Source organism: Roseibium sp. R5, assembly GCF_055755305.1.
On the sequence record NZ_CM146910.1, the window covers coordinates 1876703 to 1890282 of the forward strand.

Consider the following 13580-nt stretch of genomic DNA (forward strand, 5'->3'; position numbering starts at 1 on the left):
ATTTACATCAAGATATAGTGGTATTTCACAGGTTCTGGTTGGTTTTTGTTAAGACAAGCCTGCGCGAATGGCTTCATGATCTAATGGAGCTTGTGCGAGCATGGCTGATAACGACACACCGAAAACATCTGGCAAACCGACTGAAGGCGCGGGCGCAGAAGCGGCTGCACGAACCAATTCAGGTGCGAACTCGCCAAATGCTGCCCGCGCGGAAGCTCAGGCCGGTGATCCGTACAAGCCAGCGGATGGCAACGACTACTCCTTGTCCATCAATCCAGAGGACACAGGTGAGGCAACGGTTGCCAACCTCTTCCAGGCGGTGCCATTGGAATACGAAGGAAGCGGTTCCTCTCTTCACGATGGTGACGGTCTTGGCGGTGACGGCGGCTTGAATGGCGGAGCAGGCAACGATGGTCCTAGCAACGGCTTGGGTCTGGACCGCAATGATAACGTGCCGCTTCCGGATGATCTTCAGGATGTCGCGGAAACATCTGACGGTGGTTTGGGCGATGCTGGTGGTCTCGGAGGCGGGGATGTTCCCGAAGCACGCGGCCTTGATGCCGGGCTTTCTCAATTCAATCTCGGCGGCCAAGGCATTCCGACAAGTGACGATGGCATCGGTGACGGCATTGGCGGCGGTGGAGGCGGCGGCGATGGCGACGGTGGTACCACTGTCTTGGCCGATGACGACGGCGATGATGTAAGCGATGACGACGATGTAAGCGATGACGACGATGACGATGATGTAAGCGATGACGACGATGACGATGATGTAAGCGATGACGATGATGACGATGATGATGGTGAACCGATCGGTCCCTTAACTGATGCCAATCTCGACACAAATTTTGTAGAAGAAAACGCAGACCTTGGAACAACTGTCGGCGTGGTAGCCTTTGCGGAAGATCCGGATGGAGACGACGTGACCTATTCGATTTTGGGTGACACGCCATTCGTCATTGACCCGGAAACCGGCGTGATATCGGTTGGTCCCGGTGCAGTTATCGACCGTGAAGAAACGCCGACCATCAGCGTAACAGTACAAGCAACCTCGAGTGATGGGTCGTTTGTCGTGGAGACCTTTGTCATCGAGGTTGGCGATGACAACACCGAATTTCAAATCGGACCTGTTGTCGACACTGACACGACCGACAACTTTATCCTTGAAAACTCTGATCCGGGGACGCTTGTCGGTGTTACGGCATTTGCCGAAGATCCGGATGCAACCGATACGGTGACTTACGAAATCGTAGGCGATACGCCGTTTGTCATTGATCCGGTTACTGGCGTTATCAGTGTCGCACCCGGCGCCGAGATTGATCGCGAAACCACACCGTTCTTTGATGTAACGGTTCAGGCCACGTCCACGGATGGATCCACTTCACAGGAAACGTTCCGGATCACCGTAGGCGACGATAACACCGAGTTCTCGATTGGTCCCGTAACCGATACCAATTCTGAGCAAAACCTTGTTCTCGAAAGTTCCGATCCAGGCACTGTCGTTGGTCTCACTGCCTTTGCGGAAGACCCGGATACAACCGACATTGTTACGTATGAAATTGTCGGCGACTCGCCGTTTGTGATTGATCCGAACAGTGGTGTTATCACTGTTGGCCCGAACGCAGATATTGACCGCGAGACAACTCCATTCATTGATGTGACCGTCAAAGCGACATCCACTGATGGATCGACGTCTCAGGAAACCTTCCGTGTTGAGGTGGGCGATGACAACGAGGGCGACATTGGCCCAGTCGTCGATATCGATAAGTCAAACAATGACTTGAACGCTGTGGCTGAAAACGGAACTGGCGGTGAAGAAGTCGGTATTACGGCTTTCGCCGAGGATCCGGATGCAACCGACACGGTGACCTATTCGACCGATGATCCGCGGTTCGATATCGATCCGGATACCGGTGTTCTAACCGTAAAGCCAGGCGTTAGCTTCGACTACGAGCAGACCAAAGCCGTTGACGTTGAAATCACCGCGACTTCGTCGGATGGATCATCTTCAACGGGAACGTTCACTGTCAATATTCTGGATGTCAACGAAGCGCCTGATCTTACCTTTGAGACCGGCGATGTCGATGGCGTGAGTGCAACTCTTACTTTTGTATCAGAAGGTGCAAACTACAGCAGTTCGCTGGGTGTGTTCGTGATGGATGCAAACGGTGATCCGGTTGCTGGTCAAATCGTTTGGACTAACGGCAATGAGCTTACGCCGGGCGATACCGTAAATGTCGCGTTCCCGAACGTTGATGCTGCCAATATCGGTTATTTCCTTATCCCGGATGGCGCTGACCAGAACCCGGGTATTGCCGCCGGCGACATGGTTACTTTCCAAAAAGACGGCGATGGAAACTGGCAAGCTGTTGCGCAGGATGGGACACCTCTGACTGGTCAAGGCGCTGATGCCTACTTCTCCGGAGACGCAAGCCTTAATCCGGACGGATTGGATCACACAGTTGAAAGTGGTGTCACGATCGGCTTCGAAGATCTGGTCAACAATGGCGATCAGGATTTCGATGATTTTGTCTTCGATACACAAAACACTGACTTTGACTACCGGACAACGATCGTTGAGGAAGTGGAAGGTGCTGAAGCGGCTCCGTTGTCGGTCATTGACCCGGATGAGGGCGATACACACACCTTTACCGTGTCCGATGACCGGTTCGAGGTTGTTGTCGCAGGGGACAAGTATGTCCTGAAACTGAAAGATGATCAGGCGCTTGATTACGAAACCGAGACACAGGTGAGTGTCACGGTAACGGCCACCGACTCTGGTGGACTGTCCGACACGGAAACCATCATCATTGACGTTATCGATGTCAATGAGAGCAAAGAGCCGATTGGGCCGCTCTCCGACAGCGATACGAGCGACAACCTCGTAGCTGAGAATTCCGATGCCGGAACAGTGGTGGGGGTCACGGCATTCGCGACTGATCCTGATGCCATTGACACCGTGTCGTATGAGATCGTTGATCAAGACTCTCCGTTTGTGATTGATCCGACTTCTGGTGTGATCTCGGTCGCACCGGGCGCGGACATTGATCGCGAGACGACCCCGTCTATTGATGTCACGGTCAAAGCAACGTCTACGGACGGGACGTCGACAACGAAGACCTTCACGGTTGAAGTTGGCGATGAGGATGAGTTCGACATCGGTCCGGTTTCCGATGTTGATACGAGTGACAACACCGTTTCGGAGACTTCTGATGGCGGCGAAGACACCGGTATCACGGCCTTTGCCGAGGACGAGGATGCGACCGACACCGTCACCTACGAATTGACAGGTGGCAACGATCGCTTCGAGATCGATGAGACCTCGGGTGCCATCACGGTAAAAGACGGTGCGCAGTTTGATGCGGAGACCGAGCCGACCGTTGACGTTACTGTCAAGGCGACCTCCACGGACGGATCTTCATCCAGCAAAACCTTCTCGATCGACGTGACGGACGGCAACGAGCCGCCGGATCTGATCGTTGAGTTGGAGAATGCGTCCAACGAGTTGGTGATCAATGGTGGTTTCGAGAATTTCTCTGGAACCTTGAGCGGCACAGATGGCACCGGCTGGTACGATACACCGGACACCATTGAAGGCTGGACCTACAATGACGTCGACATCCATCAATCGGCGCGTCACGGCGAGGGCACAACAGATGGCGCGCACCGCCTGGACCTGACAGCTGACGACAACGGCACGATCTCTCAAACAATCGAAGGTCAGTTGGACGGCCATGTCTACACACTGTCGTTCAATATGAACTCGCGTGGCAATCGGTCTGGCGAAGGCGTTGCCGAGGTATATTGGAACGGTGAGCTCATCGACACCCTTGATCCAACCGATGGCGGCGGCGGCTGGCAAAGCTACAGCTATGACATTGTTGGTGGATCTGGTGACGGCTCCAACACGCTGACGTTTGTTGAGAAGGGCTCTGACAACAGCCACGGAACCTACATCGACACCGTGTCGATCAAGGCGGATGGCCGCATCGCGATCCTGGAAGAGTTCAAGGGCGCTGAAGTCGCGCCGCTTTCTGTCATCGACCCGGATGTGGGCGATACGCACACCTTCACCGTGTCCGATGACCGGTTCGAGGTTGTGGCTGCAGATGGCAAGTATCTGCTGAAGCTGAAAGATGACCAAGCGCTCGACTATGAGACCGAGCAGCAGGTCACGGTCCAAGTGACAGCGACCGATAGCGGTGGTCTTTCCGACACTGAAACCGTCATTGTCGACGTGATCGATGTCGATGAAAACTCAGAGCCGATCGGTCCGCTGTCCGACAGCGATACGAGCGACAACCTGGTTGCGGAAAACTCCGATGCTGGCACTGTTGTTGGCGTGACGGCGTTTGCGACCGATCCGGACACGGCCGATGACGTGACCTACGAGATCGTTGATCAAGACTCTCCGTTTGTGATCGATCCGACGTCTGGCGTGATCTCTGTCGCACAGGGTGCGGACATTGATCGCGAGACGACTCCGTCGATCGACGTCACGGTCAAAGCAACGTCGACGGACGGGACTTCGACGACGAAGACCTTCACGGTTGAAGTCGGTGACGAAGACGAGTTTGACATCGGTCCTGTTTCAGATGTCGATACAAGCGATAACACCATATCTGAGACCGCTGATGGCGGCGAGGTCACCGGCATTACTGCTTTTGCCGAGGACGAGGATGCGACCGACACTGTCACCTATGAGTTGACAGGTGGCAACGATCGCTTCGAGATCGACGAGACGACCGGCGTCATCACTGTGAAAGACGGTGCGCAGTTTGATGCGGAAACAGAACCGACTGTCGACGTAACCGTCAAGGCAACGTCCACGGATGGATCTTCGTCCAGTAACACTTTCTCGATTGATGTCACAGACGGTAACGAGCCGCCGGATCTCGTTGTTGAGTATGGCGACATCGGCACCAACCTCATCAAAAACGGTTCGTTCGAGTCCTTCGACGTTGCCACCGGAAAGTGGAATCAATTTTCGGAAGACAGTTCAGGTGCCTGGACGAGTAACGGCAAAATGGAGGTCTGGGACAACTTCGGCGGTATCAAAGCCACCGAGGGTGACCAGCATCTCGAGTTGGATTCTGAAAAGAACGTCAATTCGATTTCCCAAACCGTCGAGACGTCGGTGGGTCAGGTTTATGACCTTTCATTCGATGTCCAGGCGCGCAGGGATGATGCCTCCAACACCGTCGAGGTTTATTGGAACGGTGAACTGGTTTCCACTGTCGATCCAGCTTTCGGCAACTGGGAAACGCTTGAGGTCCAGGTTGTCGGAACAGGCGGCAATGACGTCCTTGAATTCCGTGAAACCAGTGAAGACAACAACACTTATGGCGCGTTCATCGATAACGTCGAACTGACCGGCACAAACCGGATAGGCGTCTATGAAGAATTGGAAGGTGCCAAGGTTGTTCCGCTCTCCGTCATCGATCCTGATGTGGGCGACACGCATACTTTCACAGTGTCCGACGACCGGTTCGAGGTGGTTGCCGCCGACGGCAAGTATCTGCTGAAGCTGAAAGACGACCAGGCGCTCGATTATGAGACCGAGCAACAGGTGACCGTCCAGATCACAGCAACCGACACCGGTGGTCTGTCCGATACGGAAACAGTGGTGATCGACGTCATCGACATTGACGAGGGTGCAGAACCAATCGGCCCGCTGACCGACAGCGACGCTACAGCGAACCTGGTTGCGGAAAATTCCGATGCTGGCACCGTTGTTGGTGTGACAGCGTTTGCGACCGATCCGGATACGTCTGACGATGTCACTTATGAGATCGTAGATCAGAACTCTCCTTTCGTGATCGACCCGACTTCTGGTGTGATCTCGGTCGCTCCGGGTGCGGATATCGATCGCGAGACCACGCCGACGATTGACGTCACGGTCAAGGCGACGTCCACAGACGGGACGTCCGCAACGAAGACCTTCACGGTTGAAGTGGGTGATGAAGATGAGTTCGACATCGGCCCGGTTTCGGATGTCGACACAAGCGACAACACGATCTCCGAGTCTTCAGATGGTGGCGAGAACACTGGCATCACGGCTTTTGCCGAGGACGAAGATGCGACCGATACGGTCACCTATGAGCTGACTGGCGGCGGTGACCGCTTTGAGATTGATGAGACCTCGGGTGTTATCACTGTCAAAGATGGTGCTCAGTTCGATGCCGAGACCGAGCCAACTGTCGATGTGACTGTAAAGGCGACCTCAACGGATGGATCTTCCTCCAGCCAGACGTTCTCGATCGACATCACGGACGGCAACGAGCCGCCGGATCTCATCGTTGAGCTGGAAAGCGGTTCGCAGCAGTTCATCATCAACGGCAGCTTTGAGAACTTTGACGGACAGTTGGGCGGCTCGGATGGATCTGGCTGGTACCAGGATCCGAATTCGATTGAAGGCTGGTCCTACGACAACGTTGATGTCCATCAGGCGGGCCACAACAACTTCGGTGCCACTGACGGCAATCACCATCTGGATTTGGCTTCGGTCACGAACGGTTGGGCATCCCAGCAGATCGAAGGCCAAATGGAAGGTCAGGTTTACGAGCTTCAGTTTGACATGAAGTCTCGGGGCGGTGTCGGTCAGAGTGTTGCCGAGGTTTACTGGAATGGTGAGCTGATCGACACGATTGATCCGGCGACCACGGGAACCGGCTGGCAGACCTACAACTTCAACATTGTCGGTGGATCCGGTGACGGCTCCAACACGCTGACCTTTGTTGAAATCGGGTCTGACAACAACGGCGGAGCACTGATCGACAGCGTTTCCATCGTCTCAGACAATCGCACAGCTGTTGTTGAAGAGTTCTTCGGCGCGGAAATCGCTCCCTTGTCGGTCATTGATCCTGACATAGGCGACACCCACACGTTCACGGTGTCTGATGACCGGTTTGAAGTTGTTGTCTCTGGCGACAAGTACATGCTCAAGCTGAAGGACAATCAGGCACTCGATTATGAGACTGAAACGCAGGTTACCCTGGAAGTAACTGCGACTGATCAGGGCGGTTTGTCTGATACGGAAGTGGTTGTGATTGATGTCATTGACATCGATGAGACCAACACACCGCTCACAGATCTCATTGATAGCGACACATCGGATAATGTGATCGCCGAGGGCGCAACGGCAGGCACTGTTGTTGGTTTGACGGCGTTCGCAAATGAGCCGGATGCCGGGGACAGCGTGACCTACGCAATCACTGATCCGCGTTTTGAGATTGACCCGGACACCGGTGTGGTGACCGTTGCGGACAATGCCAGCTTTGATGCGGAGCAAACACCGTTTGTCGACCTGGACGTGACGGCAACCTCTACAGATGGGTCCAGTGTTACTGAGACATTCCGGATTGATGTCACGGAGTTTGACGAGCCGCCAGTGGCAAATGACGATGCGGCGACAGTCGGGCTGACGAAGACATCTTTCTATTACAGCGATGATGACGGTGAAATTCACCTGATCAGTTCGGATGGTTCCGACGTCGTAATCGGGTCGACGGGTGTTGGTGCGATGACCGACATTGCGCTGGACAGTGCCGGAAATCTTTATGGCATCAGCTTCAGTAAGCTTTACTCCATTGATCCGGATACTGGCGAGGCAACAAAGATTTCCTCGTCGCGGTTCGGAACGTCGATGAATGCACTGGAGTTCGGTCCGGACGGCACCCTTTATGCGGCGGACAGCTCCGGCAAGTTGTATACCGTGGATGTCAGTGACGGCAGCCTGACCACGATCGGGCAGATGGACTATGGTTCTGCCGGTGATTTGGCCTTTGCCAATGGCAGTTTGTACCTGTCAACATCCAACGGCAAAATCGTGGAAATCAATCCGGATACCGGGGCGACCATCGATGTTGTTGCGACCTTGCCGGTGTCCAACGCCTTTGGGTTGGTCGGTGACGATGGCGGGCAGCTCTATGCCTTCACCAATGGCGGCCGCGTTTATCAGATCGATCCGGAGACCGGAACTGTCTCCATCCCGGATGCCTATGTCATGAACGACAGTGGTTGGGGCGCAACGGAGACGGCCGACTCGTCCGGTCAGACAGCAAAAGTGGAAGGCAATGTCCTAACCAATGACACGGATGCGGAAGGTGCTCTGACGGTCACGAACGTCTCCTTCGACGGCCAGGATTATGCGCCGGGCTCGACCATACCAGGTGACTACGGATCGCTGCTGATCAACTCTGATGGTACGTACACCTACATCCTTGATCCCGACAGCCCCGCCGCGCAGTCGCTTGGCCAAGGGGAATCTGATGTTGAAGTGTTCACGTACACCGTCACCGACAGTGGTGGTAACACGGACACTGCAGACCTGAAGATCACGGTCAACGGGTACGATGAAGGTCCGGCAGTCTCCAAGTTCGACGTGGGGCCGGTTCGTGATGCCGATACAGCTAAAAACCTTGTGGCCGCATCAGTTGCCGCTGGTGCTTTGGTTGGATTGACCGCGATTGCAGAGGATGCCGATGCCGCAGACACGGTGACCTACACGATCGACGACAGCCGGTTCGACATAGATGAGTTCACAGGTGTTGTGACCGTGGCTGATGGCGCAACCCTGACACCGGGTGAAACCATCGATGTTGTCATCACGGCAACGTCCAGCGATGGATCAGAGGCTTCCGGAACTTTCCCGATTGACGTAGTTGCCGGTAGCAACGCTGCCCCGGATCTCATTGTTGGCAATCCGGTCAATGTGACCGAAAATTCTGCTGGCGCGGGAGTGGTGGCACTCTCTGTTGTCGACCCGGACGTTGGGGACACCCATACGTTCACAGTATCTGATGACCGCTTTGAGGTCGTGCCGGATGGCAACGGATACATGTTGAAACTGAAAGATGGGGTCGAACTCGATTACGAAGAAGAGCAAAGCATCACACTTGATGTAACGGCAACCGATGGCGAGGGTCTTTCAGACACTGAAACCATTACCTTTGATGTCGTGGATGTTGACGATACAGAAGATGATATGCCGCCAGTCGCCGGTGATGATGATGATGACGATGATCGCGACGATGATGACGATGAGCGCGACGACGACAATGAGCTTGCAGCCTCCTCGGCTAGCCGCTTCAGCAATGATGGCGATGATGATGACGAGAGCGACGATGAAGACAGCAATGTCATCGAGCTCCCGACATTCCAGGTCGGCACGGAAGATGATGATGAGCTGGTTGGTGAAGGTGCCAATGACGCCTTGTTCGGCAAGGGTGGTGACGACACCTTGAGCGGTGAGGGAGGCAGCGACGCCCTCTTTGGCGGCCCGGGTGATGATACGCTCGACGGCGGTCCAGGCGACGACAGCATGAATGGTGGTGACGGCTCCGACGTCTTTGCCTACATGCTGGGCGACGGCAACGACTCCATCTACGGCGGTGCCGGTGAAAACTGGATTGATATCATTGATCTCGGTGACGGCACGAATGGCACCCAAATCGGTGAATACGGCACCGACTGGTCGGTGACCGTGACCGATGGCAGCATTGAGAATGTCGATCCACTCAACGGTGAAGTGTCACTGTCTCAAGACTCCGGTGGCCACATCGATCTTGCAGACGGCGGCCGCGTCGACTTTGCCGAGATCGAGGGTATCCAATACTCCTGATCCGGACAGCTTCTAAAGCACAAAAAAGCGGGCCTTGCAGCCCGCTTTTTTAATGTCGGCAGCTGGACCGTCTATTGGATCGGAGGAAGCGCTTCTGCTTGAATGATCACCGGTTCGGTCTCTGCAATCTCAATGACGCCAGACTGGAACGGATCATTCTCCGTCGGCCCGAGACGCAAATCCCACGTATTGAATTCAGGGATAATCCGGGACGGCGGCGCCGGCCGCTCTTCGATAATGGCAAAGTGCTGCGGTGCCAGCCGGCCGATATTGGCCAGCAGGAAAAAGTCCGCGATTTTCGCGTCATACTGGGCCCGGACGTAGTCGACCTGGCTCAACAGCAACTCACGTTCGCCGTCCAGCACGTTGAGCAATGTGCGCTGGCCACTTTCAAACTCGACTTGAAGACCTTTGACTGCGCGCTTGTTGGCTTCGATTGCGCGGACACCAGCTTTGGCCCGAAGGCGCGCCGCCGCGCGTTGCTTCATGGCACGAATGACGTTCTCGCGGATAATCTGTTGCGTATCATCCAGCTCATACTCTTCTTGCGCTGCGGTGTATTTGGCACGCTTCACAGATGCAATGTTCCGACCACCGGTGAAGAACGGAGCCGTCACCCGAATGCCAAGCCGGTAGTCTTCCCGATCGCGGTCGCTGAAATCGCGCCGGTATCCATTCGACCATTCGCCTTCCAAGGAAACCCGGGGCAGCATGTCGCCAACTGAGGCGCGCGCAGCAAATCGTGCCGCCCGCGCGTCATTCATCGCGGCGCGAATGGACGGGTTGTTCTGAAAAGCAACTGTGATGGCATCATCAAGACCTGCAGGTTCGATGGTCTTGGGGATGCCCGGCCAGCCGATTTTTCCAGGTTTTTGCCCGGTGAGGCGTTCATAGAGCGCTTCGGATGCTTCCAAATCGCCAACAGCCTGGTCCTTGTTCCCTTGAGCCTCCGCAAGGCGGGCAAGAGCCTGTTCGATGTCGGTACGCGTGGCATCGCCAGATTTGTAGCGTGCTCGTGCAGCATTCACCTCACGCTGCACAACATTTGTGTAAGACTTCAAATAAGCCAGTACGCCGCGATCCCGAACCACGCGCAAATAAGCATCCGCAGTGTTGAACAACAGCGTCTGTTCGGCTCCGATGAGCTGGTTGCGGCCGGATTGGGCTTCTTCATGGGCCTGATTGAGACGATTTACACCGGCAAAACCCTGGAAGAGCGTCTGCGACATGGAGACGCCAAGCTCGTGGAAGTACTCCCGGTCACTTGACAATGTGTCCCGAGTGTTCCGGAACGAATTGTGTTCGCCGATGTAACTGCCGGTCACTGTCGGCAGGAACTCTGAACGCGCAGTCCAGACACCTTGGTTGGTCGCTTGATATCTGGACCGTTCTGCTTTCAGGCCGGGGTTCAAGGCATATGCCGCGCCCATCGCTTCTTCGAGGGACTGGGCGAATGAGGGAGCGCCTGACATCAAAACGCCGACCAAAGCAGCGCTCGCCATCAGCAATCGCGAGAGCGTTTGCCGATCGTTGCCTCTACCTTTTCCGGTTGTCGAAGATGCGTTCGAGTTTGTCATAGCAGCACCGTTTTCGTTATCTGCTACTAAGGTAAAGTTTTATAGTTAATCAAAGGTAATTGTAATCAATTGTTTATCGTTAATGCCTGTCAATAAAATAGTAGATTTCATATTGTAATAATTGTCCAGAATATTAATTTTTGAATTGTTTTTGTTAATTTTCAAATATTTTCAAGTTCTGTGGAATTAAATTCTTCATCCGGCGCGTCTTTTTTCGGGTTCTCTTGCCGACTTGATTTGGCCTGGCAACAGGTGCTTTCCGAAGAGGAAGCCTTGCACTTGCTGGCAACCCATTTCTTTCAAAAAGTTCAATTGCTTTTCCGTTTCGACGCCTTCGGCGATAACGGGTATACCAAAGCTGTGTCCCAGCAAAACAGCGGAGCGCAAGATCGCCCTGGCTTGCGGGCTGTCCTCAAGAGATTGAGTGAAAACACGATCGACTTTCAACTTGTCGAACGGAAATGCCTGCAAGGTGTTGAGAGAGGAATAACCAGTTCCATAATCGTCCATCGCCACCCGTACTCCCATTTCGCGTAACGCAATAATGGTTTGAAGGACTCGGCTATGGTCTTCGATAGGGGTGCTCTCGGTCAGTTCGATTTCAAGGCGATGCGGTTCCAATCCTGTTTCCATGAGCACTGTTGAGACCAGGCCACTGAAATCACTGCGGGTAAACTGCGAGGGGGATGCGTTGACGGAAACTGCGACCGGGTCTTGCCAGTCAGCAGCGGCGCGACAGGCCTCCCGAAGCACCCATGCACCAATATCCAGAATGATGCCTGAGCGTTCGGCAATCGGAATAAAGTCCTCTGGAGGAATTTGCCCCTTCTCCGCGTGGCGCCATCGTACGAGTGCTTCGTAGCCTACAAGTTCACCGGTTTTGGTTTGGTTCTGTTTTTGGAACAAAAGGTTTAGTTGATTGTCCAGCGTGGCGTAACGAAGGTCTGCTGCCAATGCGGCTTCCCAACGATTGTTTTCCTCCATGCCGGTGACATAAGGTTGAATGGAATTCCCGCCAATGGATTTTGCCCGTTTTGCCGCAAGGTTTGCGCGCTGAACCAGCTGTGCCAGGTTCTCACCATCCCTTGGCGATACGGCGACACCAATGCTGCATTGAATTGAGAGCCGGTAGGTTGCTGTTTGTATGGGGCGTCTGGCCATATCGCGGACCTGACGGGCTAAGCTGGTTGCTTCGTCCAAGGTATTTACCGTCGGATTTATGATGAGGAACTCGTCACCATAAAACCTTGAAATGACGATGGGGTCTGCGAATTCCTCCCGGAAAAGGCTGGCCATTTGCTTCAAGACTGCGTCGCCGGTTGCGTAGCCGTGTAGCTCGTTCACTGTTTTGAACTGGTCAAGGCTGACAAGTACCACCGCGCAGAATTTTTGGTTTTGGCTGGCTTCCTTGAGCAATTGCTCTGCAATGTTCTCGACAAAATGCCGGTTTGGAAGGTGGGTGAGGGGATCCTGCAAGGCCAAATGCTGGTAGGTTCTGCGGGACAAGTGTTTGTAATGATGTTCCAGAACATCTCCAGATGCCGCGAAAACTGCACAGAGAGCGGGTAGCAAAACAGAAACAACCAGGGTCTGGGACACCGGCAACAAGTTCATTCCCGGCGGAAACCAGTATGGGACCTCAGGTGGAACCGAGACTGGTGAGGCAAGGAGGCACACAACTGCCGGGATGGAGATAAAGCAGACACCCTGGACCAGTTTGGTCTTAGCAGCTGCGTCAAGTGCCAAAGGAAAAAGTGCGGCTCCGAACACGGTCCCAAGGATGATTGGCCAGATGGCTGAAAGTCCGGCTCCTGCCTGCATGCCGGCAACCTTGTAGGAAAAACCAATCATTAAAAAGGTTGTTGCGACACCTGCTCCATACACGGCGCCGCTGATGACCCGCATCATCAGGTTTTTAGCTAACTGGGGGAGCCAGATGCTTACATAAGTGCCGGCAGTTGCGACAAACAAGGCGGCCATGAGGGTCGCAAATTGAAATCCCGTCTGTGACGATGGAATAGGTGCGGCTGCGGCAAACACACCGGCAGCCCACAGCGAAGTGCCAAGCACCAAAGAGACCCAAATCAATCGAATAGTCCGCGCTTTTCCGGCGCTCTTGTTTAGCCTTCCAATGAGTTGAACAGAGAAAATCGCTCCGGCGATGCAAAGCGCAAGCGAAAAAAATAAAAGAACAGAATTGTAGTTTGACGATATTAAAGCTGTCGCCAAGTTCATATAGGCCCCCACGCACTCCGTGAGAGCTTAAGTTAAAAGTAATAACAAACAGTTTTTATGTAAATCTATAATATTGTATTTTTTATCTATTGTAATAATTCCGCATATGTGTTTTTGGACTAAGAATTTTGGAGCGCTGTAGGCGC

The 13580-nt window shown here is 54.1% G+C and carries 3 protein-coding genes; 1 reads left to right on the forward strand and 2 read right to left on the reverse strand.

Annotated elements, in window-relative coordinates:
• Positions 1-100 precede the first annotated feature (100 nt).
• The gene (locus tag AC0J4F_RS08755; protein WP_473025985.1) at positions 101-9622 is read left to right on the forward strand and encodes a cadherin domain-containing protein; all 9522 of its coding nucleotides are present in this window, start codon (positions 101-103) and stop codon (positions 9620-9622) included.
• 71 nt (positions 9623-9693) lie between these two features.
• Here the strand turns inward: AC0J4F_RS08755 and AC0J4F_RS08760 are convergent, their stop codons facing one another.
• Positions 9694-11199: a TolC family outer membrane protein gene (locus tag AC0J4F_RS08760; protein WP_473025986.1), complete on the reverse strand. Its 1506-nt coding sequence runs from the start codon at positions 11197-11199 to the stop codon at positions 9694-9696.
• 195 nt (positions 11200-11394) lie between these two features.
• Positions 11395-13434 (reverse strand): bifunctional diguanylate cyclase/phosphodiesterase, encoded by a 2040-nt coding sequence (locus AC0J4F_RS08765; protein WP_473025987.1) that lies wholly within the window; start codon positions 13432-13434, stop codon positions 11395-11397.
• Between the last annotated feature and the right edge of the window lie 146 nt (positions 13435-13580).

Bases quoted from the DNA above. Each gene is read 5' to 3' on its own strand.
- AC0J4F_RS08755 (WP_473025985.1), top strand. From the start codon at position 101: ATGGCTGATAACGACACACCGAAAACATCTGGCAAACCGACTGAAGGC.
- AC0J4F_RS08760 (WP_473025986.1), bottom strand. From the start codon at position 11,199: ATGACAAACTCGAACGCATCTTCGACAACCGGAAAAGGTAGAGGCAAC.
- AC0J4F_RS08765 (WP_473025987.1), bottom strand. From the start codon at position 13,434: ATGAACTTGGCGACAGCTTTAATATCGTCAAACTACAATTCTGTTCTT.